Source organism: Streptomyces sp. G45, from assembly GCF_049542095.1.
GTDB lineage: Bacteria > Actinomycetota > Actinomycetes > Streptomycetales > Streptomycetaceae > Streptomyces.
The window spans coordinates 904753-928649 of sequence record NZ_JBMUZU010000001.1; the positions used below are offsets into that span (position 1 = coordinate 904753).

A 23897-nucleotide genomic window follows, 5' to 3' on the forward strand; every position below is an offset into this window, starting at 1 on the left:
CCGTCAGCTTCTGTCGTCACCCTCCGTCGTCACCCTCCGTCGTCAACTACCGTGTCGCGGCGGCCCGTTCGCTTCCTACGGCGTGCGCGGTTCGATCGCGTGCAGCGTGAACGCGACCAGTTCGTCGGCCGCCGCATCCAGGTCCAGGTCCGGGTGGGCCAGCCAGTGGCTGATGACGCCGTCGATGGCGCCGCCGACGGCCAGCGACACCACGGTGGGGTCGAACGGGCGGAACCGGCCCGCCCGTTGGCCCGCCGCGAGCAGTTCGGCCAGGGCCTGCCAGCGGCCCGCCGTGTCATGGCTGCCGGGGGTCTTCAGTCGGGTGCCGCCGCCGTCGTCCAGGAGCATCTCCGTGATGACGCGGACGTGGCGGCGGTTGGCCTGCTGGTATCCGACCATCGCCCGGACGTAGGCGACCACGGCGGCGCGCGGGTCGCTCTCGGCGGCGACGCGCTCGCTGACGTACGCGGTGAACTCCTCCAGGACCTGCGCCAGGGCCGCCTGCGTCAGGTTGTCCTTGGAGGCGAAGTGGTACAGGACGGCCGCCTTGGACAGGCCCGCGTGCTCGGCGATGGCGGCGAGCGACGTCGCCGGGTAGCCCCGCGTCGAGATGAGGTCGATGGTGCACTCGATGAGCTGCTTGCGGCGGGCCCGCTCGGTGAAGGTGAGGGTGTCCGCGCTGCGGTCGTCTCGTCGGGAAGCCATGGTCATCCGACCGTACACCAGCGCGGACGCCCCCGGGTCACCGCTCCCGTGCCGCCTCAAGGACGGCCATCGCCGCGTTGTGCCCGGCGATCCCGCTGACCCCGCCGCCGCGGACGGCGCCCGCGCCGCACAGCAGCACGTTGGCGTCCGCGGTCGCCACGCCCCACCGCTGCCCGGCGCAGTCCCGCTCCTCGTCGGCGTACGGGAAGGACAGGTCGCCGTGGAAGATGTGGCCGCCCGGCAGGCGCAGGTCGCGCTCCAGGTCGAGCGGGGTCTTCGCCTCGACGCAGGGGCGGCCGTCGGCGTCGGTGGCCAGGCAGTCGGCGATCGGCTCCGCGAGGTGCCGGTCGAGCCGGTCGAGAGTGGCGGCCAGCAGCGCGGTGCGCACCGCGTCGTTGGTGTCCTCGGTGAACAGGCGCGCGGGGGTGTGCAGGCCGAAGAGGGTCAGGGTGTGGTGGCCGCTGTCGGCGAGGTCCGGGCCGAGGATCGTGGGGTCGGTCAGCGAGTGGCAGTAGATCTCGGACGGCGGGGCCGTGGGCGGCGTGCCCGCGGCGGCCTCGGCGTGGGCGCGCGCCAGCTCCTCGTACCCCTCCGCGACGTGGAAGGTCCCGGCGAACGCCTCGCGCGGGTCCACGCGCGGGTCGCGGAGTCGGGGCAGCCGCTTGAGCAGCATGTTCACCTTCAGCTGCGCGCCCTCGGCGGGCGGCGGCGGGGTGCGGCCGGTGAGGGCGGCCAGTTCGTGGGGCGAGGTGCCCGCCAGGACGTGCCGGGCGCCGACGGTGGCTTCCTGGTCGCCGGTGCGGTACGTGACCTCGGCGTGCCGCCCGTCGGTGGCGACGCGGACGGCTTGGTGGCCGGTGCGCAGCTCGGCGCCCGCCGCGCGGGCGGCGTCGACGAGGGCGCGGGTGAGGGCGCCCATGCCGCCGACGGGGACGTTCCAGTCGCCGGTGCCGCCGCCGATGACGTGGTAGAGGAAGCAGCGGTTCTGCCGCAGCGTCGGGTCGTGCGCGTCGGCGAACGTGCCGATCAGGGCGTCCGTGAGGATCACCCCGCGGACCAGGTCGTCGGCGAAGCGGGCCTCGACGGCGGCGCCGATCGGCTCCTCGAAGAGGGTGCGCCAGGCGGCCTCGTCGTCGACGGCGCGGCGCAGCTCGGCCCGGGTGGGCAGCGGGTCGGTGAGCGTCGGGAAGATCCGGGTGGCGGCGCGGGCGGTGAGGGCGTGGAAGGCGCGCCAGGCCTCGTACTCCCGGTCGTCGCCGGTCAGGCGGGCGAAGGACTCCCTCGTGCGGGCCTCGCCGCCGCCCACGAGCAGTCCGGTGGGCCGCCCGTCGCGGACGGTGGGGGTGTACGACGAGACGGCGCGGGTCCGCACCCGGAAGTCCAGGTCCAGATCCCGGACGATCTTCCTGGGCAGCAGGCTGACGAGGTACGAGTAGCGGGAGACGCGGGCGTCCCTGCCGGGGAAGGGGCGGCTGGACACGGTGGCGCCGCCCGGTTCGCCGAGGCGTTCCAGGAGCAGCACGGAGCGGCCCGCGCGGGCCAGGTAGGCGGCGGCCACCAGGGCGTTGTGGCCGCCGCCGAGCACGACGGCGTCGTAGCTGGTTCGCATGGTCCTTCGTAACACGGATCGGCATGCGTAAGCCGCCGTGCGCCCGCCGTGCGGGCCGCGCCGGACGGGTCAGCGTCCCTGGGTGGCGCGCTGCTGGCGCAGTGCCGCGACCCTGCGGTAGAGCGCCACCGCCTCGCTCCCCCGGCCCAGTTGCTCCAGGCAGTGGGCCTCGTCGCTGCGGCTGGCGAGCGTGTCGGGGTGGCCGGTGCCGAGGACCTGTTCGCGGGCGGCGGCCACGCGGCGGTACTCGGCGAGGGCGTCCGTCCAGCGGCCGAGCCAGCCGAGGCCGACGGCGACCTCGCGGCGGCTGACCAGCGTGTCGGGGTGGTGCGGGCCGAGGACGCGCTCACGGATGGCGCACACGTCGCGGGCCTCGGCGAGGGCCTCCTCCCAGCGGCCTTGGCGGCCCAGGTTGACACCGAGGCCATGGCGGGCGCGCAGCGTCTCGGGGTCGGTGGGGCCGCTGACGCGCGTGCGGTCGTCGATGAGGGCCCGGTACAGCTCCAGGGCCTCGGCGCTGCGGCCCAGGCGGCCGAGGCTGATGCCGACCTCGTAGCGCGCGGCCAGGGTGTCGGGGTGGTCGGCGCCGAGGGCCCGGGTGCGTGCCTCGGCGACGTCGCGATAGGTCTGGAGCGCCTCGGGCCAGCGGCCCAACTGGCCGAGCGCGTACGCGACTTCGTACCGGGTGACGAGGGTGTCGGGGTGGTCGGGGCCGAGGACGCGGGCGCGGGCGTCGGCGACCTGGCGGGCGAGCCGGTAGGAGTCTTCCAGGCGGCCGAGGCGGCTGAGGTTGAAGGCCAGGTTGTGGCGGCAGCGCAGCGTGTCGGGGTGGTCGGGGCCCGCGGTGCGCTCCCGCGCGGCGAGCACCGAGGTGTACACCTGGTGGGCCTCGAAGTGCCGCCCGAGCTGGCCGAGGACGTACGCCATCTCCTGGCGGACGGCGAGGGTGTCGCCGTGCTCGGGGCCGAGGGCGCGCTCGCGGCCGTCGGCGACGCGGCCGTACTCGCGCAGCGCGTCGGCGGGCCGCCCGGTGCGGCTGAGGGTGAAGCCGACCTCGTACCGGCTGGCGAGCGTGTCGGGGTGGTCGGGGCCGAGGACGTGCTCGCGCTCGGCGGCGACGGCGCGGTGCACCTCGCCCGCCTCCGCCCAGCGGCCGAGCCGGGCCAGGCTCAGGCCCGCGTTGTGGCGCCCGGCCAGGGTGGCGAGGACGTCCGCCGACGGCTTCGGGCGCTCGGGCGGGGGCGGCGGCACGACCGTGGGCCGCCCGGTGGCGCGCGGGATCCACTCGCCGGTGAGGCCCGCGGCGGCGTCCGGCGGGGCGGCGCCGAGGGCGGCGCCGGTCGCCTTGTGACCGGTCGTCATGCCCCGCGTCCAGGACGGCAGCAGGGGCTCGCGCCGGGCGGGCGGGGGCGGGGCCGGGCGGCGCGCCGGGGAGGTGACGACGGTGGGCACGTACCACAGCGACGACGCCCCGGGCGGCGCGGGCGCGCCGGAGGCGATGCGGCCCGCGGCGATGCGGCGGCCCAGCTCCCGGGCGTCGGGGGGCCGTTGGTCGGGCTCCTTGGCGAGCAGGTCGAGGACGATCCGCTCGAAGTACTCGGGGAGTTCGCCGCGGCGCCGGCGCGGCGGCTCGGGCTGGGTGTCGCGGTGGCCGACGAGGATCGCCCAGGCGTCCTCCAGGTCGAACGGCGGCGCCCCGGTGGCCAGTTCGTACAGGACGCAGCCGAAGGAGTACAGGTCGCTGCGCTGGTCGACCTCGGCGCCGCTGATCTGCTCGGGCGACATGTAGTGCGGGGTGCCCATGGCGATGCCGGTGCCGGTGAGGCGGGAGGTGAAGCCGATGTCGTGGCCGAGGCGGGCGATGCCGAAGTCGCAGATCTTCACCGTGCCGTCGGCGAGGCGCATGATGTTCGCGGGCTTCAGGTCCCGGTGCACGATGCCCTGTTCGTGGGTGTAGGCGAGGGCGGCGGCCACCTGGTCGGCGATGTCCACGACGTCGGGGACGGGCAGCGGGTGCGCCTGGACGTCCTCCAGGAGCTGGCTGAGGTTGCGGCCCTCCAGCAGTTCCATGACGAGGAAGAGGACGCCGTCGCTCTCGCCGAAGTCGTGGACGACGGTGACGCCGCGGTGCTGGAGCGCCGCCGCGACCCGCGCCTCGCGCCGGAAGCGCTCGCGCAGGACGCGGGTGAACCCGGGGTCGTGCTGGGGGCCGAGCGGCTTGAGGCACTTGATGGCGACCCGGCGGCCGAGCGACTCGTCGCGGGCGCGCCACACCTCGCCCATGCCGCCGCGGCCGATGAGGTCGAGCAGCCTGTACCGGCCCTGGATCAGCCTGGTGTCCCCCTCTTCCGGCATCTCGCGCCATCGCCCCCGTCGCCTCGCTGTGCCCTCCCCGGCCCGTCCAGTATGGCGTCCTGTCTGTCGACTTTGTACGGGGCCGGGCGGCTGCCCGGGCCGAGCCGGGCCATGGCGCGCAGAATGTGCTTGGGCGGCAGCTGCCAGCGCACGCGGGCGGGGACGCGGCGCAGCGCGGCGCCGGTGCGCACGAGGCGGCGGGTGACCGTCGCGGGCGGTGGGGCGGGGCGGCCGTAGAGCGCGTGGGCGTGGCGGGGCAGCGACGCGTAGGCCAGGTCGGCCACGCGCCGCCACAGCAGGTCGCGTGCCGGGACGAGCAGCGGTGGCGTGGGCGGGCGCCGCAGGAAGGCGTCGACGGCGCGCGCCTCGGGCCCGGCGGCGAGTTCCGGCGCCACCCCCTCGAAGTACGCGGCGAGTTCGGCCGTGGACGCCGGGGCGCGGGCGGGGTCGAGGCCGACCAGGCGGGCGCTTTCGCGGTGTTCGGCGACATAGCGGTCGGCGGCGGCGTCGCTCATCGGGAAGCCGGAGCGGCGTACGACGTGGAGGTAGGAGTCGATCTCGGCGCAGTGCACCCACAGGAGCAGGGCGGGCTCGTCGACGCCGTAGACCTCGCCGGTGTCCGGGTCGGTGGCGGTCAGCATCGTGTGGATCTTGCGGACGCGGGCCCCGGCCTTCTCTGCGGCCTCGGTGGTGCCGTACGTCGTGGTGCCGACGAACCGCGCGGTGCGCATGAGGCGGCCCCAGGCGTCCCTGCGGAAGTCGGAGTTCTGCATGACGCCGCGGACCGCGCGGGGGTGCAGCGCCTGGAGGTACAGGGCGCGCACTCCGGCGACCCACATCATGGGGTCGCCGTGCAGCTGCCAGGTCACCGACGTGGGCCCGAAGAGCCCGGGGTCCGCAGCGGGCATGCCCCACCTCCTGCCCGCAGGCTACTCCGGGGCGTCGGGGAGCTTCTCGCCGGTCTCCAGGAGGGTCTTGAGGCTGGAGATGAGCAGCGTCCAGCCGTCGTCGATCATCGCGCGGACGGTGCTGCCGGGCTCGAAGCCGTCGTGGACGACGGTGAGCTTGACGGTCTCGCCGACCTGCTCGATGTCGAACGTCACCTTGGAGCGCGGCTCGGCGGCGATCGCGGCGAGGGTGTCGTCGTCGAGCCCGACGGCCTTGGCGAACGCGGGCGTGAAGGTGTGCCAGGTGTAGGAGAGCCGCCGGTAGGGGTCGGACTCCAGGACGACCTGCTCGGGGTCGGCGCCGGTGAGGCCCTGCCCCTCCCAGGCCATCACGGAGCCGGGCTGCCAGTCGGTGACGAACTCCAGGTTCCAGTAGCGGCGGGTGAAGGCCGGTTCGGTCAGGGCCCGCCAGAGCTGCTGCGGGGTGGTCCTGATGTAGGTGGAGTAGACGAAGGCGGTGGCGTCCGCCCGGGGCACGTCGGTGGTGCTGTCGGTGCCGGTGATGCTGTCGGTGCTGTCGGTGCTGGTCATGGGGATGCTCTCCAGTGCGTGCTTCAGGTCGGCGAGTGCGTGCACCCGCGCGCGGTCGTAGCGGCTGATCCAGCGGTCGGCGATGGCGTTGATCGGCTCGGCGTTCAGGTAGTGCAGCTTCTCCCTGCCCCGGCGGAGGGTGGTGACCAGGTGGGCCGCCTCCAGCAGGGCGAGGTGCTTGCTGACGGACTGCCGGGCCATGTCGAGGCCGGAGCACAGCTCGCGCAGCGTCTGCCCGTTGCGGGCGTTGAGGCTGTCGAGCAGCCGCCGCCGACTGGGGTCGGCGAGCGCCTTGAAGACCTCGTCCATCCCGCTGTCCATCTCCGCTCCACCCCTCCCACATGCAGCCGTTTAGCTGCCTAAAACGCTAGGCAGCCATTCGGCTGCATGTCAAGCCGAAGCGACCGGAGCGGGACCGGCGGGGCCCACGCGGCCCCCGGCGCCATGGACGCGCCGGAGAGCGACCGGCCCCTCCCCCTCAAGCGACCGGCCCCGCCCCCTCAGTCGAGGTCCAGCACCGCCTTGCCGTGCAGGCGGCGCCCGAGCAGCAGCTCGCAGGCCTCGGCCGCCTTGCCCCAGGAGCCGCGCCAGGCGACCTGCGCGTCCAGCTCCCCCGACGCCACGAGCCCGGCCAGCGTCGCCAGATCGGCCCCGACCCCGGCGCAGCGCAGCAGGTAGAAGCTGACGAGCGCCCGGTCGTGCGCGGCGGGCGCGCCGCTGAAGGCCCCGGCGGGGAACTCGTCCGGCCGCTGCTCCGCCCGCCCCACCGAGACGAGCGTGCCGTGCTCGGCGAGCCGGGCGTAGCCCTCGACGAGCTGGCGCCCGCCGACGTTGTCGACGACGCCGTCCACGGGGGCGGTCAGCGCGTCGGGGCCGGTCACGACCTCGTGCGCGCCGAGCGCCCGCAGGCCCTCGCCGTGCGCCGCGGGGTCACCGGTCGACGCGATGACGTGCGCGCCGCCCCGGCGGGCGAGCTGCACCGCGTAGCGGCCGACGCCGCCCGTGGCGCCGGTGACCAGGACGCGCCTGCCGAGGAGCGGGCCGATCCGGCGCAGCGCCTGGAGGGCGCTGGCACCGGCGACGGGGACGGTGCTCAGCGCGCCGGGGTCGGCCCCGGCCGGGACGGCGCCGATCCAGTCCGTGTCGACGGCGCGCAGCTCGGCCCAGGCCCCGTCGGCGGCGAGGGTCACGACCGGCGTTCCGGCGGCGGGCCCGGACCCGTCGGCCGCGGCCCGCTCGACGACACCGGCCGCGTCCCAGCCGAGGACGGATCCGGCGGGCGCCTCGGCGAGACCGTGCTTGACCTCGCCGAAGTTGAGCGAGGTGGCGGTGACGCGGACGAGCGCCTGGTGGGGGCCGGGTTCCGGCTCCGGGACCTGCCCCAGGCGCAGGCGGCCGGGGGCGGCGGGGTCGACGACGAGTGCACGCATGGCGAAGCAGCCCTTCAGGGGATCGGCGCGGCACTGAAATGTGCCACTGAGTGGCATTAACCTACAAGAGGCATTGGCGCCCGCGCTACACTCCCTTCGATGGCCAGCACCGATGCGCCGACGACCGGCGCCGACACCGCCCCGCGGCTCTCCCTGCGCGAGCGCAAGAAGCTGCGCACCCGCCAGTCCCTGATCGACACCGCCCTTGAGCTGTTCACGGACCGGGGCTTCGACGGGGCGACGCTCGACGACCTGTGCGAGGCGGTGGAGGTCTCCAAGCGCACGTTCTTCCGGTACTTCACGAGCAAGGAAGACGTGGCCATGGCGCCGACCCAGGACCTGTGGGCGGCGTTCCTCGACGACTTCGAGGGGCGGGAGCCGGACGGCGGGACGGCTCTCGGGATGCTCCAGGTGTCGCTGTTCGCCGCGCTCGACCGCATGACGGACGACGGCTGGGCGCACCGCGTCCGGCTGAGCCGTCGACTCGCCGCGAGGACCCCGTCGATGGACGCCCACGGCCTGCACTTCTGCGACCGCACGAGCCGCGCGGCGGCCGAGGTCCTGCGCCGCAAACTCGCCCTCGACGACCCCCGCGACCTGCGCCCGCGCCTGGCCGTCGACCTCCTGGTGGCCGCCCACCAGCGCGCCCTGGAGACCTGGGTGCACCTCCCCGAGGCCCCGGACCGCCCGGCCCTGGCGGCCGAACTGCGCACCGCGTTCGCGGCGCTGCCCGCTGCGCTGTCCCTGAAGGCGGAACGGCCCACCGGCCAGCGACGCCGGACGCCCGCCCCCTCGGGCAGGGGAGCCTGAGAGGCCGTCAGGCAAGCCCCCACGTGGGCGGCTCGCCACCGTCCGTACGCTCCACAGGTTCCGCGGGCCCCATGGAGCCCGTACGCGACTGAGCGTAGAGCCGGGCCAGGTGGTGCATCTGGTAGCAGCCCGGGCCCGTCGACGTCAGGAGTCCCGCGTCCACCAAGCCTTCCAGCAGGTCCTCCGCCGCCTTCTCGTCGCGGCCGAGCCGGGCCGCCATGAGCGGCAGGGCGACGAAACGGACTGGCGAGCGAGCCGAACGCTTCGGCTCCCCATGGGCCACCCGTAGCCCCTCTCGAAGGTGGCCTTCACGGCCAGGTCCCCGGCCTGGCTCCCGGAAGCGGCGAGCGCCTGGCGAGGGGATGGCCGCGCGCGAACGGGCGGTGCCGCGGGCGCCCCGGGGAGGGCGCACGGTGGAGCGAGCGCCAAGCATCCCGCTGGCACGCGGGCCGGGCGCCCTCCCCGTGGCGGTCTCAGCGTCGAACGCGTGGCATTCCCAAGCCGATCCAGGAGATGATCTCGCGCTGGATCTCGTTGTTGCCGCCGCCGAAGGTGAAGATGACGGCGGAGCGGTAGCCGCGTTCCAGTTCGCCGTGGAGGACCGCGCCCGGTGAGCCCTCCTTGAGGGCTCCGGCCGCGCCGACGACCTCCATCAGCCAGGCGTAGGCGTCGCGGCGGGCCTCGGAGCCGTAGACCTTGACGGCGGAGGCGTCCTGGGGGGTGAGGGTGCCGTCCTGGACGGAGCTGACCATCTGCCAGTTGAGGAGCTTCATCGCCTCCAGCCGGACGTGGGTCTGGGCGAGGCGGCGGCGCACCCACGGCAGGTCGATGACGCGGCGGCCGTCGGTGAGCTTGGTCCCGGCGGCCCAGCGGCGCACGTCGTGCAGGGCGCGGATCGCCATGGTGCCGTGGGCGGCGAGGGTGACGCGCTCGTGGTTGAGCTGGTTGGTGATCAGCCGCCAGCCGTGGTTCTCCTCGCCGACGCGGTGGGTGACGGGCACGCGTACGTCCTCGTAGTAGCTGGCCGTGGTGTCGTGCCCGGCGAGGGTGTGGATGAGGGTGCAGGAGTAGCCGGGGGCGGAGGTCGGCACCAGGAGGATGGTGATGCCCTTGTGCGGCGGGGCGTCGGGATCGGTGCGCACCGCGAGCCACACCCAGTCGGCGGTGTCGCCGTTGGTGGTCCAGATCTTCTGGCCGTTGACGACGTACGTGTCGCCGTCCCGCACGGCCCGGGTCCTGAGCGCGGCGAGGTCGGTGCCCGCGTCGGGTTCGCTGTAGCCGATCGCGAAGTCGATCTCGCCGGAGAGGATCTTCGGCAGGAAGGCGGCCTTCTGCTCGTCGGTGCCGTAGCGCATGAGCGTGGGCCCGACGGTGTTGAGGGCCATCAGCGGCAGCGGGACGCCCGCCTGGGCGGCCTCGTCGAAGAACACGAACTGCTCGACGGCCGTCAGGCCCCGCCCGCCGTACTCCTTCGGCCAGCCCACGCCGAGCCAGCCGTCGGCGCCGAGGCGGCGGATCGTCTCGCGGTAGAACCGCTTCTGGGCGGCGGGCTCGGCGTACCGCGCCGCGCCGTGGTCGGGCACGAGTCCGGCGAAGTACGCGCGCAACTCGGCGCGCAACCGCTGCTGCTCAGGCGTGTGTTCGAGGTGCACGGCCCCTCCTGACGGTCCCAGTGTCGGCCCCTGTGACGGCGCCTTCCGCGGTGTCCCGGCCTGTCGGCGCACACAGTAGAACGTGTTCCAGTAAGGGGGAAGGGCGGGGCGCGACCGGCTCCCCCGGGTGACCGTCCGCCCGGCGGTCACCCGGCGTGCCTAGGATGCGCACCCCGCCCCCAAGGCAAGGAGTTGCGCACGTGTCGCGTGTGTCGACGTTCGTCGTCTTCGATCTGGAGTTCACCACCTGGCCGGGAGCCCTGGAGCAGGACTGGGCGGAGCCGGGGCAGTTGCGCGAGATCGTGCAGATCGGCGCGCTGCGCCTGGACGCGGACCTGTCCGTCGTCGAGGAGTACGAGGCCCTGGTGCGCCCCGTGGTCAACCCGCGCCTGTCCCCGTACTTCACCGGGCTCACGGGCATCACCCAGGAGGCGGTGGACCGCGAGGGCCGCGCCCCCGCCGAGGCGCTGGGCGACTTCCTCGGCTTCTGCCGGGGCCGCACCGCGCTCAGCTACGGCAACGACATGGTCGTCATCGGGGAGAACGCGGGCTGGGCACGGGCGCGCGGCGAGCAGCTCAAGCACAGCGTCCTCGACGCCGCGTTCGTGAACATCCGGCCCTGGCTGAACACGGTCGCACCGGCCACGGCGACCGCCAACGTGGGCCGCCTGTGGCAGGTGCTCGGCCTGCCGAAACCGGCTGCCGGGCAGGAGCACTCGGCGCTGTTCGACTGCTACTCCTTCGCCGCGGCCCTGCGGCACCTGACCGCCCACGGCGCGGACCTGCCGCCGGGGTGCCTGCGGCAGGACTGAGGGGCCCCGGGTCACGGCACGGGCCTGGTCCCACCGCCGTCTCGGCACGGTCGGTTTCCGGACGGAGCCCCGACTTAGACACTGTCTCGGTTTGGTCACGGCCCCCTTGAGCGCTGAACGCCCCTGAGCCCGCCGCCCGTACTGACGCCACGAAGGCACGCGTCAGCTCAGCGTTCACCACCGGCCCGGCGGGGGTGCGCCCCGCCGGACACCGATCCCAAGGAGACCACCATGTCCAGCCGTACCGCCAAGCCCGCCCTGCTCCTCGCCTCCCTCGCCACCGTCGGCGCCCTCACCCTGACCGCCTGTGGCGGCGGCAGCGAGGGCGCCGGGGAGCCCGCGGGCAACGCCCCGGCCGCCAACGCCGAGCGGTCCGACGGCAAGGCCGTCGACGAGTCCGGGTACGCGATGGAGCTGTCGCTGCGCTCGGGCACGGCCCGGCAGCACAACGCACCCCAGCGGACCGGCGATTGGGCCAACCCGCCCGGCAAGCCCGCCACGAAGCCCGTGCAGCGCAAGTGGGTCCAGCTGTCGGCGGGCCGGGCGGGCGACCTGAACCCGGTGGTCGTCAACGGCTCCGGCTTCACCCTCTACCGCTTCGACAAGGACACCGCCCGGCCCTCCAAGTCCACCTGCAACGGCGCCTGCGCCACCACCTGGCCCCCGGTCCTCGTCGACCCGGGCAGCAAGATATTCGTGAACGGCGTGAAGGCCTCGGACGTCGGTGTCATCCGGCGGGACGACGGCACCCGCCAGGTCACGATCGGCGGCTGGCCCGTCTACCGCTTCAGCAAGGACCTCAAGCCCGGCGACACCAACGGCCAGGGCGTGGGCGGCACGTGGTTCGGCGTGACGCCGGACGGCCAGAAGGCGGGGCGGCCCGCCGGGGGCGGCGCGGGCCAGGACGGCGGCCAGGGCCAGGGCGCTCCGGCCACCAGCGTGATCCTGTTCGACAACCGGAACTTCCAGGACCCGGCGCAGGGCGTGGCGGGCCCCGGCTGCCAGAACGTGCCGCGCCCCAAGGTCGCCTCGTCCCTGTCGGCCGACGGCTCCCTCAAGCTGTGGTCGCGCCGCGACTGCAAGGGCGAGTCCAAGGTGGTCTCCGGTGACGTCGCGGACCTGCGCAGGGTGAACTTCGACAACAAGGTCACCTCCATCGCGTTCGGCTGACCGGCACGGGGCGGCCGCGCTCAGGCCGCCGCCCGCGCCCACCCCACGTGCCCGTCCGGCCGGATCAGCGCGGCACCCACCCCCACCCAGTCGGGACGGTCCCCGATCGGCGGCCCCTGGTGGACAATCACGTCCGCCGAGGGGTCGTCGGCGTCCCGGGCGAAGTCGAGGAGGACGGGGCGGCCGTCGTGCAGGAGGTCGAACAGGCGGGTTCCGGGGCCCAGTTGGAGGTTCGGGCGCGGCGCCCGGTCAGCGGGTGGGCGCCGGGCCCGTCCTCGGTCCCGTACGCCGTCGTGTGCGCGGTGCCGTACGCGACCCCGAGGCCGGACAGGCCCTCGGCGAGCCGCCGGGAGAACGCGGGCACGGCGGCGACGGCCTCGCTGAGCAGCTCGCGCAGGGCGCGGCCCTCGGCGGAGAAGCAGGCGGTCATCAGGGCCGTCTGGGCGCGGGTGCTGGTGATCAGCTCGGCGCCGACCGGGTGCCGTTCGTCGTGGTAGGTGTCGAGCAGCGCGTCCGGTGCGGCGCCGCGCAGGACCGCGGCGAGCTTCCAGCCGAGATTGGTGGCGTCCTGGACGCCGACGTTCAGGCCGACGCCTCCGGCGGGGTAGTGCATGTGGGCGGCGTCGCCCGCGAGCAGCACCCGGCCCTTGCGGTAGGTCTCGGCCTGCCGGGTGGCGTTGCCGAACCGGGAGAGCCAGGCGGGGTCGCGCATCCCGAAGTCTCCTCCGGTGATGTTCACGACGTGGGCGCGCAGTTCGTCGAGGGTGAACTCGCCGGGCCGGTCGGTCCGTTGGCCGTCGGGGGTGTTCCCCACGAAGCGGTGCAGGCCCCCGGGGAGCCGGACGCAGAGCAGGCCGCCATGGGGCGTGGAGGCGCCGAACGCGGGCCGGGCGGGCGGGTCGTCGAGGACGACGTCGCCGAGCCAGCCCCACACCGTGCTGTCGGTGCCGGGGAAGGCGATGCCCGCGGCGGCGCGCACGGTGCTGTGGGTGCCGTCGCAGCCCACGACGTACGCCGCCTGGAGCGCGTACGGGCCGTCGGGGCCCTCGGCGGCGACGCGGACGCTGTCGGTGTCCTCGGTCGCGGTGGTCAGGCCGGTCAGGCGGTGGCCGCGGCGGATGTCGGCGCCCAGGGCCCGGGCGCGCCGCTCCAGGAGGGCCTCGGTGCGGGCCTGGGGCAGCGCGAGCGTGAAGGGGTAGGGGGTGTCGAGGCCGCCGAAGTCCAGGCGGTGGTCGAGGGCGCCGAAGTGCCCGTCGGGGATGCGGACGCCCTCGGCGAGGAAGGGCTCGGCGGCGCCGCGGAAGGCCAGGACCTCCAGGGTGCGCGGGTGCACGGTGAGCGCCTTGGAGTGCGGGGACGGCTCGGCGCGCGGCTCCAGGACGGTCACCTCCACGCCGCCCAGGCGCAGTTCCGCGGCGAGCCACAGGCCGACCGGGCCCGCTCCCGCGATGACGACGTACCGGTCCGGCCGGTCGAGGCGGTCGGTGTGCATGGGTGCTCCTCTGCTGACGTGCTTCTCGGGCTCCGGTGGCGGCGGCCCACCGCCCACCGCCCTCCGCCCGCGGCGATGGCGGCACGGCGGCGCACGGGCGGGCCGCCCGGACCACTCTTGGTCAGCGACCAAATGCGAATGGCATCAGTAGACTAGGTCAGTGACCAAAAGGCAAGATCCGCCCGTGCGAGCGAAGACACGGGCGGAGACACAGACGGAGACACAGACGGAGGCACCGGCGCAGTCACCAGCGCAGACAGGGGCTGACACACAGGCGGAGCCCCGGGCCGAGACTCAGGCCGGGACGCGGACGGATGCGCGGGCGGCGTCCCGGGCTGACGCGCGGGCGGAGAGCGGCTACCGCGCCGGACTGACCCCGGACGCCGTGGCCCGCGCCGCCCTCGGCATGCTGGCCGAGAAGGGCGCGGACGGCGTGTCCGTACGCGGCACGGCGGACCGCCTCGGCGTGCGGATGAACACCGTGCTCTGGCACGCCAAGACCAAGACCCGACTCCTGGAGCTGATGGCCGACGCGATCGTCGGCGAGGTCCCGCTGGACGGGCTGCCCGCCGAGTGGCGCCGACGGGTGCGCGAGATCATGCGCCGCTACCGCCAGGCCCTGCTCGCGCACCGGGACGGCGCCCGGATCGTCGCGGGCACCTACGCGGCGGAACCGGCCACACTGCGCTTCGCCGAGACGCTCACCGCGGCGCTGCTCGACGGCGGCCTGCCGGAGCGCGAGGCGGCGTGGACGGCCTGGAACCTCCAGTACTTCGTCCTCGGCCTGACCCAGGAGGAGCAGTCCCTGCCGGACGAGGGCGAACCGCGCCTCACCCGGGCCCTGGCGGCGGGTGACTACCCGTCACTGCGCCGCCTGGCACGGCACTTCGGGGACGCGTCGTTCGAGGGCCGCTTCGAGCACGGCCTCGCGATGCTGCTCGGACCCGGGCGCGACTGACTCCCCGGGCCCGGACGCGCTCCCTCAGGCGCCGTCGGCGGCGGCCCGCAGCGCCGCCACGTCGATCTTGCCCATCTTCAGCATGGCCCCCATGGCGCGCTGGGCCCGCTCCGGGTCCGGGTCGCCGATCAGCGTGCCCAGCTCCCTGGGGATGACCTGCCAGGACAGTCCGTACTTGTCCTTGAGCCAGCCGCACTGGCTCTCCTGGCCGCCGTCGGCCGTGAGCTTCGACCAGTAGTAGTCGACCTCCTCCTGGTCCGCGCAGTCGATCGACAGCGAGACCGCCTCGTCGAAGGTGAACTCGGGCCCGCCGTTGATCGCGGTGAAGGGCTGGCCGTCCAGCCCGAACTCGACCGTCAGGACCGTACCGGCCGGGCGGGGCGCGCCCTCTCCGTAGTACGAGACGTTGGTGACCTCGGAGTTGGGGAAGACCGACACGTAGAACTCGGCGGCTTCCAGCGCCTGGGTGTCGAACCAGAGGTTGGGCGTGATCCTGGGCATGGGGCTCTCCTGTCGTCCGCGGCGGCGGTGCGCGTTTCTTCCGTCACCTGTACGACCGTCGCCCGAGCGCGGACTCATCGCCACCGGACGGGGAAACTTCCGCGCCGCACCCCCGCGCCCGCCCGCTCCCCCGCTGCGCGCGCGGCGCCCGGTCAGGCGTGCGGCACCACCGCCACCGGACACGGCACGTGCTGCACCACCGACCGCACCGTCCGCCCCAGCGAGGGCCCGTGCCCGGCGCGGCGGCCGACCACCAGGAGGGCGGCCCCGAAGGCGGCCTGCAGCAGATGCAGCCCGGGACGCCCGAAGGCCACCCGTTCCACGGCCTCGACCCGCGGATACCTGGCCCGCCACGGCCGGAGGACGGCGCCGAGCCGAAGGCAGGCGCGCGTCTCCAGCGCCCCGACGTCCGCCAGGTCGTCCGGCGCCACCAGGCGGGGCACGCGCCCGGTGAGCGGCGGCACCGTCCAGGCATGCACCACGTGCAGCGGCGCCCCGCGGACCGCCGCCGCGGTGAAGGCGTACTCGATCAGCGCGTCCCCGGCGCGGCCCGGGTCGAGGCCGAGGACGACCGGACGGTAGGGCGTGCTCCGCGAGGGCGTGCCGTCGGGGTCCGGGGTGTGCGCGTCCTCGGCGCGCTCCCCCGCGCGGACCAGGACCACGGGCCGCTCGGCGCGCTCGGTGACCGCCGCGGCCACCGAGCCGACGAGGAAGCCGCCGTACCCGGCCGGTCCCCGGGAGCCCAGGACCAGCGACTCGGCCTCGGCGTTCGCGGCGAGCAGCGCGGGCACGGCGGGTCCCGGGGGCTGCTGGGCGTGGATCTCCAGGGCCGGGTGGACGTACGCCAGGGCGATGGCCGCCCGGTCCAGGACGCCGCGCTGCGGCTCGGCCACCGTCGTGAGGCGGCGGACCCGGCCGGGGTGGACGGGCGTGACCTCGGCGTGCAGCAGCCGCAGCGGCACTCCGCGGCGCAGCGCCTCGCGGGCCGCCCAGTCCGCGGCGTCCATGCTCGCTCCGGAGCCGTCGATGCCGACGGTGACCACCCGCCGGGCCCCCGGGCGCGCCACGTGGCGGCGGGGGTGCGGGTGGGTGCGGGACGGGGTCGGTGTGCGGTGGCGTGTCATGGTGGGTCCAGGAGCGGGGTGAGCGGTCGGTGGTGGTGTCCGGGCAGGTGCCGGGCGCGGCGCGCCCGAGCCTCAGCTGCCCGGACGGCGGCGGGCTGACCAGCGGACGGATCCGCCCCTTAGCCGACGGCCGCCGTTGGCGCCGAGGGCCGCCCGGCACCCGTACGTCGTCCGGGTTCCCCGAAGGGGGCGCGTCAGACCCGCTCCGGGGAACGGCGTCGAGCGGACGCGCCCGCCCCGGTACGCGTCCGGCCGTACGGGACCGTCCCCACACGTGCGTACGCCCGTCTCGCCCGGCCGGTCGACGAGCCCCCCCCGGCCCCGTACGGGTGTACCGCCCGGCCAGCACGAGTGTCCCGCCCGGCCCGCGCGCGGGCCCCGCTCAGCGGCGCCGGGGCCCTTGGCCGCGCGGAACACCACGCGCTCACTGGTGCGGTACGACCACCACCGGGCACTGGGAGTGGTGCAGGACCGCGTGGTTCACCGCGCCGAGCTGCATGCCGACGCTGCCGCCGCGGCGGCGGGCGCCGACGACCAGCAGGTCCGCCGCCGCCGACGCGTCGAGCAGCGCGGTGCGGGGGCTGGACTCGACGACCCTGCGGTGCACGGCGACCGCGCCGCGCTCCCCTATGTCCACGCCGAGCAGCGCCTCCTCCACCTCCTCCTCCGCACGGCGCTGGTGCGGGTCACCCGCGTCGGCGGGCCGGGGCCGGTCCGGCACCTGGTGCGCGGGACAGCGCCAGGTGTGCACGACCTCCAGGTCGGCGCCGCGCTGCCGTGCGGCCCGCAGCGCGAACGCCAGCGCCGGGCCCGCCTGGGCCGCCTCGTCGACGCCGACGACGACGCGCCCGAAGCCGCCGCGGACGTTGCGGTCACCGCCGCGGACCACGTGCACCGGACCGTGGGCGCGGGCGGCGACGGACAGGCTCACCGAGCCGAGCAGCAGCCCGGCGAGCGTGCCCCGGCCCCGGCTGCCCACGACCACTCCGCTCGCCGCGCCGCTCTCGCGGATCAGCGCCGCCGCCGGGTCCTCGTCGAGCACCTGGCTGGTGACCTTCGCGGAGGTCGAGCGGCAGTAGGCGCGCTCCGCGGCGTCGGCGAGCACGCGGTCCGCCTGGGCGCGCACCGAGGCGCGGTTGATCCCGAAGGACGGCTCCCGCCCCTCGTACCACTCCCAGCTCGACGCGTGCACGATCCGCAGCGGCACCGACCGGCGCACGGCCTCGTCGACCGCCCAGTCCAGTGCCCGCAGGCTCGCCTCGGAGCCGTCGACGCCCACGATCAACGGGTGCTCCACTGGTCATCTCCCCTTCCGTCGTCCGCGTGGCCGCCCCGGCAGCGCCGTGTCACCGGGAGGCTGTGGCTCTCATGGCCCTCGTGGCCACGACGGTGACACCGCGCCGACGACGGCGGGAGGGGCGAACAGGCCGGTGTGCGGGGCCACTTGGCCCCCGCGCGTGTCCAGGCGCCCCCCCGCTCCGCGCGGCCGCGCACCCGCGCGCCCCGCCCCACCCCCGCGCGCCCGGCGGAAGGCACCCGGGCCCGCGCCCCGCCCCGTACCGGCCCCGGGAAAACTCCGTTGCGAACGGGGACACCGCCACCGGACAGTGAGTCCATGACGACGACGCCGCCCATCCCCCTGCCGCCCGGTCTCACCGTCCGCCCGGTGACGCTCGACGACGCGGAAGCGGTGTGCGCGCTGCGCCAGCGGGTCGAGACCCTGGAGATCGGCCGCACGTTCAGCGAACTCACCGAGGTGCGCTCGGAGTTGAAGCATCCGGAGGTGGACCTGGAGCGCGACTCCTGGCTCGTGTTCGACGGCGGACGGCTCGTCGGGTACGGGCTGCTGTGGGACGAGTCGGGCGGCGAGCGCATCGACGTCGACCACTACGCGCTGCCGGACCAGGAAGCGGCCGCCCAGCACCTGTTCGACCTGATGGAGGCGCGGGCCGCCGAGCGGGCCGCGGCCAACGGGGCGGCGCGGGCGGTGCTGCACCTCCAGCTCAGCCTCGCCCCGACCGTCGCCCCCGAGGCGCTGCGCGCGCGGGGCTGGCGCCCGGTCCGCCGGTACAACGTGCTCACCCGCGCCCTGTCCCCGGCCACCGACCCGGCCCCGGCGCCGCGGCCCGGCGTGACGCTGCGCCCCTGCCTCGCCGAGCCGGACCGCCGCCGCGCCCACGCGCTGCTCCAGGAGACGTTCACCGACCACTTCGACTTCCAGCCGCGGACGTACGCGCAGTGGCTGGACGACATCGACGCCGAGCGGGTCGACTGGTCCCTGATCTGGATCGCCCACGTCGAGGGGCGCGGCGACGTGGCCGCGCTGCGCAGTCACGACGACCGCGCCGCGATGGCCTGGATCAGCGCCCTCGGCGTGCGGGCCGAGGCCCGGGGGCAGGGCCTCGCCAGCCATCTGCTGCGGCACGCCTTCGGGCACTACGCGGCGCGCGGCCGCGACCGCATCGGCCTGGGCGTGGACACCGACAACAGCACCGGCGCCCTCGCCCTGTACGAACGCCACGGCATGACGCTCGACTTCGCCGTCGACACCTGGGAGCTGACCCGCCCCGTAGCGTGACCCGCCTCAGCGGCGCGCGGCCCTACTCCTCCCCTTCGAGGTTGCCCTCCGTCTCCAGGTACGCCTGGCGCAGGGCTTCCAGGACCGCCGGGTCGGGCTTGGCCCACATGCCGCGGGACTCCGCCTCAAGCAGCCGCTCGGCGATGCCGTGCAGCGCCCAGGGGTTGGCCTCCTGGAGGAACTCGCGGTTGGTGGGGTCCAGGACGTACGTCTCGGTGAGCTTGTCGTACATCCAGTCGGCGACGACGCCCGTGGTGGCGTCGTAGCCGAACAAGTAGTCCACGGTCGCGGCGAGTTCGAAGGCGCCCTTGTAGCCGTGGCGGCGCATCGCCTCGATCCACTTGGGGTTGACCACGCGGGCGCGGAAGACGCGGGACGTCTCCTCGACCAGGGTGCGGGTGCGAACCGTCTCGGGCCGGGTGGAATCGCCGATGTACGCCTCGGGCGCGGTGCCGCGCAGGGCGCGGACCGTGGCGACCATGCCGCCGTGGTACTGGAAGTAGTCGTCGGAGTCGGCGATGTCGTGCTCGCGCGTGTCCGTGTTCTTCGCGGCGACCGCGATGCGCTTGTACGCGGTCTCCATCTCGTCGCGGGCCGGGCGGCCGTCCAGCTGGCGGCCGTAGGCGTAGCCGCCCCACACCGTGTAGACCTCGGCGAGGTCGGCGTCGGTGCGCCAGTCCCGGGAGTCGATGAGCTGGAGCAGTCCGGCGCCGTAGGTGCCGGGGCGGGAGCCGAAGATGCGGGTGGTGGCGCGGCGCTCGTCGCCGTGCTCGGCGAGGTCGGCCCGCACATGGGCGCGCACGTGGTTGACCTCGGCCGGTTCGTCGAGGGACGCGGCCAGGCGCACGGCGTCGTCGAGCAGCCCGATGGTGTGCGGGAAGGCGTCGCGGAAGAAGCCCGAGATCCGCAGGGTGACGTCGATGCGGGGGCGGCCCAGCTCCTCGTACGGAATGGGCTCGATCCCGGTGACGCGGCGGGACGCGTCGTCCCAGACGGGGCGGACGCCGAGCAGCGCCAGGGCCTCGGCGACGTCGTCACCCGCGGTGCGCATGGCGCTGGTGCCCCACAGGGACAGGCCGACGGACGTCGGCCACTCGCCGTTGTCGCCGCGGTAGCGCTCCAGGAGGGAGTCCGCGAGGGCCTGGCCGGTCTCCCAGGCGAGGCGGGACGGGACGGCCTTGGGGTCGACGGAGTAGAAGTTCCGGCCGGTCGGCAGGACGTTGACCAGGCCGCGCAGCGGGGACCCGGACGGGCCCGCGGGGACGAAGCCGCCGTTCAGGGCGTGCACGGCGTGGTCGAGTTCGGCCGTCGTGGCCGACAGGCGCGGGACGACTTCGCGGGCCGCGAACTCCAGGATGGCCGTCACCTGGTCACGGCGGTCCTCGGCGACCGAAGCCGCCACCGCGGGGACGGCCGCCGGGTCCCAGTCCGCCGCCTCCATCGCCACGACCAGGGCGCGGGCCTGGTCCTCGGCGGCGTCGGCCGTGGTGCGGGTGGCCGCGGACTCGTCGAGGCCGAGTGCCTCGCGCAGGCCGGGCAGGGCCGTGGTGCCGCCCCAGATCTGGCGGGCGCGCAGGATGGCGAGGACCAGGTTGACCCGGTCGTCACCGGCGGGCGGGGCGCCGAGGACGTGCAGGCCGTCGCGGATCTGCGCGTCCTTGACCTCGCACAGCCAGCCGTCGACGTGCAGCAGGAAGTCGTCGAAGCCGTCGTCGTCGGGCCGGTCGTCCATGCCGAGGTCGTGGTCGAGCTTCGCGGCCTGGATGAGCGTCCAGATCTGGGCGCGGATCGCCGGGAGCTTCGCCGGGTCCATCGAGCTGATCTGCGCGTACTCGTCCAGGAGCTGCTCCAGGCGGGCGATGTCGCCGTAGGAGTCGGCGCGCGCCATCGGCGGCACCAGGTGGTCGACGAGGGTGGCGTGCACGCGGCGCTTGGCCTGGGTGCCCTCGCCCGGGTCGTTGACCAGGAACGGATAGACCAGGGGCAGGTCGCCGAGGGCCGCGTCGGGGCCGCAGGCGGCGGACAGGCCCGCGTTCTTGCCGGGCAGCCACTCCAGGTTGCCGTGCTTGCCGAGGTGGACCATCGCGTCGGCGCCGAAGCCGCCGTCGGCGGCGGAGGCGGCGATCCAGCGGTAGGCGGCCAGGTAGTGGTGGGACGGCGGCAGGTCCGGGTCGTGGTAGATCGCGATGGGGTTCTCGCCGAAGCCGCGCGGCGGCTGGATGAGGATCAGCAGGTTGCCGAAGCGCAGCGCGGCGAGGACGATGTCGCCCTCCGGGTTTCGGCTGCGGTCGACGAACATCTCGCCGGGCGCCGGGCCCCACTTCTCCTCGACGGCCGACCGCAGCTCCTCGGGCAGCGTGGCGAACCAGCGCCGGTAGTCCGCCGCGGGGATGCGGATCGGGTTGCGGGCCAGCTGCTCCTCGGTGAGCCAGTCCTGGTCGTGGCCGCCCGCCTCGATCAGGGCGCGGATCAGCTCGTCGCCGTCGCCGGAGACCAGGCCCGGGATGTCGGCGTCCCCGAAGTCGTACCCCTCGTCCTTGAGGCGGCGCAGCAGGGCCACGGCGCTCGCGGGCGTGTCCAGGCCGACCGCGTTGCCGATGCGGGCGTGCTTGGTGGGGTACGCGGACAGCACGAGCGCGAGGCGCTTGTCGGCGGCCGGGATGTGCCTGAGGCGGGCGTGGCGCACGGCGATCCCGGCGACGCGGGCCGCGCGCTCGGGGTCGGCGACGTACGCGGGCAGGCCGTCGGCGTCGATCTCCTTGAAGGAGAACGGCACGGTGATCAGGCGGCCGTCGAACTCGGGCACCGCGATCTGGCTGGCGGCGTCCAGCGGGGAGACGCCCTCGTCGTTCTCCTCCCAGGCGGAGCGCGAGCCGGTCAGGCACAGCGCCTGGAGGATCGGCACGTCCAGGGCGGTCAGGGCGCCCGCGTCCCAGGACTCGTCGTCGCCGCCCGCGGAGGCGTCGGCGGGCTTGGTGCCGCCCGCCGCGAGGACGGTGGTGACGATGGCGTCGGCGCCGCGCAGCGCGTCGATCAGCTCGGGCTCGGGGGCGCGCAGCGAGGCCACGTACAGGGGCAGCGCCCGCGCGCCCGCCTCCTCGACGGCGTCGCACAGCGCGGCCACGAAGGCGGTGTTGCCGCTCATGTGGTGGGCGCGGTAGTAGAGCACCGCCACGGTCGGGCCGTCCACCTGCTTGGCCTCGCGCTCCAGCGGCCCCCAGGTGGGGGCGGGCGCGGGCGCCTCGAAGCCGTGGCCGGTGAGCAGCACGGTGTCGGAGAGGAACCGGGCCAGCTGCTCCAGGTTGGCGGGGCCGCCGTGCGCCAGATAGGCGTGGGCCTCCGCGGCGATGCCGACGGGGACGGTGGAGGCGGCCATGAGCTGGGCGTCGGGCGCCTGTTCGCCGGTGAGCACGACGACGGGGCGGCCGTCGGCGAGGAGCAGGTCCAGGCCCTCCTGCCAGGCGCGGGTCCCGCCGAGGAGGCGTACGACGACGAGGTCCACGCCGTCGAGAAGCGCGGGGAGGTCGTCGAGGGCGGTCCGGGCGGGGTTCGCGAACCGGTACGTCACGGGGCCGGTGGCCGCGCGGGCGCTCAGCAGGTCGGTGTCGGACGTCGACAGGAGCAGGATGCGGGGAGACGAAGAGCTCGGGGTGTGGTCCCCGGATGCGGGCAGCATGCGGCGTCTGGCCTTCCTCGGGGTCCGCGCCCCGGGCGGTTCACGACGGCGGGAGTTCCTGGCTCACCGGGTCCCTGGGGGACCGGCTCACAGTGGCGGGACCGCGCCGGACTCGCACCGGGCTTCCTCCCCTGTCGCCGTCTGGCGATGGCGGATCGGATGATCCGCCGAGCAGCATAGTAGGCGGCGATGGCTCGGTGCGGGGGCGTCCACCCGGTGTGATCGTAGGTATGCTCGCCGCCATGCCCTCGGCTCCCCTCCGCACATCACCCCAGGCCGCGGCGGCCTCACGGGACCGCGGTGACGCCTGCCCGGGCGCCCTGCGGCTGCACTCCGCGCACGACGGGGCGCTGGCGCGCGTCCGGGTTCCCGGCGGTGTGCTCGGCCTGCGCCAGGCGCGGGCGCTCGGCGACGCGGCGCGCGAACTCGGCGATGGTGAACTGCATCTCACTTCGCGCGGCAATGTGCAGCTGCGGGGCCTCGCGGACACCTGCGGCGCGGACCTGGCGGCGGCCCTGACCGCGGCCGGGCTGCTGCCGTCACCCGCGCACGAGCGGGTGCGCAACGTCGTCGCCTCGCCGCTGTCCGGCCTCGACGGCGCCGGGCTGCGGGACGTGCGGCCCTGGCTGGTGGCGCTCGACGCGGCGCTGTGCGCGAGTGACGCCGCGCGGGAGCTGTCCGGGCGGTTCCTGTTCGCGCTCGACGACGGCCGCGCCGACGTCGCCGGGCTCGGCGCGGACGTGACGCTGCGCGCGACCGCGGACGGCGGCGCGCTGCTGGGCCTCGGGGCGGGCGGCGAGGCGCTGCGGGTGTCCGGCGAGGACGCGCCGCGCGCCGCGCTGATCGCCGCGGAGACGTTCCTGGAGGTGGCGCGGACGAGCGGCACCAACGCCTGGCGGGTACGGGAACTCGCCCTCTCCGAGGGCGCGTTGCTGGACCGCGTGCGGGACGCCCTGTCGGCCGGTGGCGTCGACTGCGCGCGGCAGCCGCTGGATCCGGTGGGCGCCGCGCGCGTCCCGGCTCCGGGTGTCACCGGTGACACCCTGGCGGTGCACGCCCCGCTGGGCCGTCTGACGGCCCCGCAGTGGCGGGAGTTGACCTCTGTGGCCGCCGGGTCCCCCCTGGGGGAGCTGAGGCTGACGCCGTGGCGGGGTGTCGTCGTCCCCGTGCCGGGCCTCGACTCCGCGGGCGCGTCACAGGCGTTGGGGCGCCTCGGCGCCACCGGCCTGGTCACGGACGCCGACTCCCCGTGGCTGCGCGTGGGCGCCTGCATCGGGCGGCCCGGCTGCGCCAAGTCCCTGGCGGACGTGCGGGCGGACGCCGCGCGCGCCCTGCCCGAGGCCACGCCCGGCGGCCTGCCCCTGTACTGGTCCGGCTGCGCACGCCGCTGCGGGCACCCCCCGGGCGACCGGATCGACGCGGTGGCCGTCGCCGACGGCGGCTACCGCCTGTCGGCCGCCGGGCCCGGCCGGGACGACGGGGGTGCCGTCGCCCTCGACGACCCCGCCCGCCTCGAAGCCGCCCTGGCGGCGATCACCCCATGACGC

At 75.3% G+C, this 23897-nt stretch carries 18 protein-coding genes, 1 pseudogene and 1 riboswitch; of the genes and pseudogenes, 6 read left to right on the top strand and 13 right to left on the bottom strand.

Annotation, left to right across the window (positions count from 1 at the left end; translation table 11 throughout):
- Positions 1–75: 75 nt before the first annotated feature.
- The 6 genes from ACOBQU_RS03735 to ACOBQU_RS03760 form a co-directional block, all read right to left on the bottom strand.
- Positions 76–705: a TetR/AcrR family transcriptional regulator gene (locus ACOBQU_RS03735; protein ID WP_423624466.1), complete on the bottom strand. Its 630-nt coding sequence runs from the start codon at positions 703–705 to the stop codon at positions 76–78.
- 37 nt (positions 706–742) lie between these two features.
- The gene (locus ACOBQU_RS03740) at positions 743–2314 is read right to left on the bottom strand and encodes a phytoene desaturase family protein (RefSeq protein WP_423624467.1); all 1572 of its coding nucleotides are present in this window, start codon (positions 2312–2314) and stop codon (positions 743–745) included.
- 69 nt (positions 2315–2383) lie between these two features.
- Positions 2384–4669, bottom strand: a complete 2286-nt coding sequence (locus ACOBQU_RS03745; protein WP_423624468.1) for a tetratricopeptide repeat protein — start codon at positions 4667–4669, stop codon at positions 2384–2386.
- Positions 4642–5577, bottom strand: coding sequence for an oxygenase MpaB family protein (locus ACOBQU_RS03750; protein WP_423624469.1), 936 nt, complete (start codon positions 5575–5577; stop codon positions 4642–4644). Before ACOBQU_RS03750 ends, ACOBQU_RS03745 begins: the two co-directional genes overlap by 28 nt.
- Positions 5578–5598: 21 nt before the next feature.
- Positions 5599–6456, bottom strand: a complete 858-nt coding sequence (locus ACOBQU_RS03755) for an ArsR/SmtB family transcription factor (protein ID WP_423634233.1) — start codon at positions 6454–6456, stop codon at positions 5599–5601.
- 191 nt (positions 6457–6647) lie between these two features.
- The gene (locus ACOBQU_RS03760) at positions 6648–7577 is read right to left on the bottom strand and encodes a zinc-binding dehydrogenase (RefSeq protein ID WP_423624470.1); all 930 of its coding nucleotides are present in this window, start codon (positions 7575–7577) and stop codon (positions 6648–6650) included.
- Positions 7578–7676: 99 nt separating this feature from the next.
- Between ACOBQU_RS03760 and ACOBQU_RS03765 the strand changes: the two genes are divergently transcribed.
- Positions 7677–8387 carry a TetR family transcriptional regulator gene (locus ACOBQU_RS03765; protein WP_423624471.1) on the top strand — a complete coding sequence of 237 codons (711 nt, stop codon included), beginning with the start codon at positions 7677–7679 and terminating at the stop codon, positions 8385–8387.
- Between the two features lie 7 nt (positions 8388–8394).
- Here ACOBQU_RS03765 and ACOBQU_RS03770 read toward each other — a convergent pair whose 3' ends face one another.
- Positions 8395–8607, bottom strand: coding sequence for a hypothetical protein (locus ACOBQU_RS03770; protein WP_423624472.1), 213 nt, complete (start codon positions 8605–8607; stop codon positions 8395–8397).
- Positions 8608–8860: 253 nt separating this feature from the next.
- The gene (locus tag ACOBQU_RS03775) at positions 8861–10039 is read right to left on the bottom strand and encodes an acyl-CoA dehydrogenase family protein (RefSeq protein ID WP_423624473.1); all 1179 of its coding nucleotides are present in this window, start codon (positions 10037–10039) and stop codon (positions 8861–8863) included.
- Positions 10040–10248: 209 nt separating this feature from the next.
- Between ACOBQU_RS03775 and ACOBQU_RS03780 the strand changes: the two genes are divergently transcribed.
- Together ACOBQU_RS03780 and ACOBQU_RS03785 are read left to right on the top strand one after the other, a co-directional pair.
- Positions 10249–10851: an exonuclease domain-containing protein gene (locus ACOBQU_RS03780; RefSeq protein ID WP_423634235.1), complete on the top strand. Its 603-nt coding sequence runs from the start codon at positions 10249–10251 to the stop codon at positions 10849–10851.
- Positions 10852–11082: 231 nt separating this feature from the next.
- Complete coding sequence (locus ACOBQU_RS03785) at positions 11083–12021, top strand: hypothetical protein (protein ID WP_423624474.1); 939 nt, start codon at positions 11083–11085, stop codon at positions 12019–12021.
- Between the two features lie 20 nt (positions 12022–12041).
- Here ACOBQU_RS03785 and ACOBQU_RS03790 read toward each other — a convergent pair.
- Positions 12042–13513, bottom strand: a pseudogene (locus ACOBQU_RS03790) (FAD-dependent monooxygenase).
- 385 nt (positions 13514–13898) lie between these two features.
- Here ACOBQU_RS03790 and ACOBQU_RS03795 point away from each other — a divergent pair.
- Positions 13899–14471 carry a TetR/AcrR family transcriptional regulator C-terminal domain-containing protein gene (locus ACOBQU_RS03795; protein WP_423624475.1) on the top strand — a complete coding sequence of 191 codons (573 nt, stop codon included), beginning with the start codon at positions 13899–13901 and terminating at the stop codon, positions 14469–14471.
- Between the two features lie 24 nt (positions 14472–14495).
- Here ACOBQU_RS03795 and ACOBQU_RS03800 read toward each other — a convergent pair whose 3' ends face one another.
- From ACOBQU_RS03800 to ACOBQU_RS03810, 3 genes are all read right to left on the bottom strand, one after another.
- Positions 14496–14972, bottom strand: coding sequence for a VOC family protein (locus ACOBQU_RS03800; protein WP_423624476.1), 477 nt, complete (start codon positions 14970–14972; stop codon positions 14496–14498).
- A 152-nt stretch (positions 14973–15124) separates the two neighbouring features.
- Positions 15125–16096, bottom strand: coding sequence for a universal stress protein (locus ACOBQU_RS03805; protein WP_423624477.1), 972 nt, complete (start codon positions 16094–16096; stop codon positions 15125–15127).
- Between the two features lie 424 nt (positions 16097–16520).
- Positions 16521–17393, bottom strand: a complete 873-nt coding sequence (locus tag ACOBQU_RS03810; protein WP_423624478.1) for a universal stress protein — start codon at positions 17391–17393, stop codon at positions 16521–16523.
- A gap of 318 nt (positions 17394–17711) precedes the next feature.
- Here ACOBQU_RS03810 and ACOBQU_RS03815 point away from each other — a divergent pair, with 318 nt between their 5' ends.
- Entirely contained in the window at positions 17712–18674 is a 963-nt protein-coding gene (locus tag ACOBQU_RS03815) for a GNAT family N-acetyltransferase (RefSeq protein WP_423624479.1), read from the top strand.
- Between the two features lie 22 nt (positions 18675–18696).
- Here ACOBQU_RS03815 and cobN read toward each other — a convergent pair whose 3' ends face one another.
- Entirely contained in the window at positions 18697–22350 is a 3654-nt protein-coding gene (cobN, locus tag ACOBQU_RS03820) for a cobaltochelatase subunit CobN (RefSeq protein WP_423624480.1), read from the bottom strand.
- 33 nt (positions 22351–22383) lie between these two features.
- A riboswitch (cobalamin riboswitch) is annotated at positions 22384–22534 on the bottom strand.
- A 58-nt stretch (positions 22535–22592) separates the two neighbouring features.
- Here cobN and cobG point away from each other — a divergent pair.
- The gene (gene cobG / locus ACOBQU_RS03825; RefSeq protein ID WP_423624481.1) at positions 22593–23894 is read left to right on the top strand and encodes a precorrin-3B synthase; all 1302 of its coding nucleotides are present in this window, start codon (positions 22593–22595) and stop codon (positions 23892–23894) included.
- Positions 23895–23897: the final 3 nt, after the last annotated feature.

What these genes read in the sequence shown, in the direction of transcription:
- ACOBQU_RS03735 (WP_423624466.1), bottom strand. Translation starts at nt 705, where the DNA reads ATGGCTTCCCGACGAGACGACCGCAGCGCGGACACCCTCACCTTCACC.
- ACOBQU_RS03765 (WP_423624471.1), top strand. Translation starts at nt 7,677, where the DNA reads ATGGCCAGCACCGATGCGCCGACGACCGGCGCCGACACCGCCCCGCGG.
- ACOBQU_RS03740 (WP_423624467.1), bottom strand. Translation starts at nt 2,314, where the DNA reads ATGCGAACCAGCTACGACGCCGTCGTGCTCGGCGGCGGCCACAACGCC.
- ACOBQU_RS03770 (WP_423624472.1), bottom strand. Translation starts at nt 8,607, where the DNA reads ATGGCGGCCCGGCTCGGCCGCGACGAGAAGGCGGCGGAGGACCTGCTG.
- cobG (WP_423624481.1), top strand. Translation starts at nt 22,593, where the DNA reads ATGCCCTCGGCTCCCCTCCGCACATCACCCCAGGCCGCGGCGGCCTCA.
- ACOBQU_RS03750 (WP_423624469.1), bottom strand. Translation starts at nt 5,577, where the DNA reads ATGCCCGCTGCGGACCCCGGGCTCTTCGGGCCCACGTCGGTGACCTGG.
- ACOBQU_RS03760 (WP_423624470.1), bottom strand. Translation starts at nt 7,577, where the DNA reads ATGCGTGCACTCGTCGTCGACCCCGCCGCCCCCGGCCGCCTGCGCCTG.
- cobN (WP_423624480.1), bottom strand. Translation starts at nt 22,350, where the DNA reads ATGCTGCCCGCATCCGGGGACCACACCCCGAGCTCTTCGTCTCCCCGC.
- ACOBQU_RS03800 (WP_423624476.1), bottom strand. Translation starts at nt 14,972, where the DNA reads ATGCCCAGGATCACGCCCAACCTCTGGTTCGACACCCAGGCGCTGGAA.
- ACOBQU_RS03785 (WP_423624474.1), top strand. Translation starts at nt 11,083, where the DNA reads ATGTCCAGCCGTACCGCCAAGCCCGCCCTGCTCCTCGCCTCCCTCGCC.
- ACOBQU_RS03805 (WP_423624477.1), bottom strand. Translation starts at nt 16,096, where the DNA reads ATGACACGCCACCGCACACCGACCCCGTCCCGCACCCACCCGCACCCC.
- ACOBQU_RS03745 (WP_423624468.1), bottom strand. Translation starts at nt 4,669, where the DNA reads ATGCCGGAAGAGGGGGACACCAGGCTGATCCAGGGCCGGTACAGGCTG.
- ACOBQU_RS03755 (WP_423634233.1), bottom strand. Translation starts at nt 6,456, where the DNA reads ATGGACGAGGTCTTCAAGGCGCTCGCCGACCCCAGTCGGCGGCGGCTG.
- ACOBQU_RS03815 (WP_423624479.1), top strand. Translation starts at nt 17,712, where the DNA reads ATGACGACGACGCCGCCCATCCCCCTGCCGCCCGGTCTCACCGTCCGC.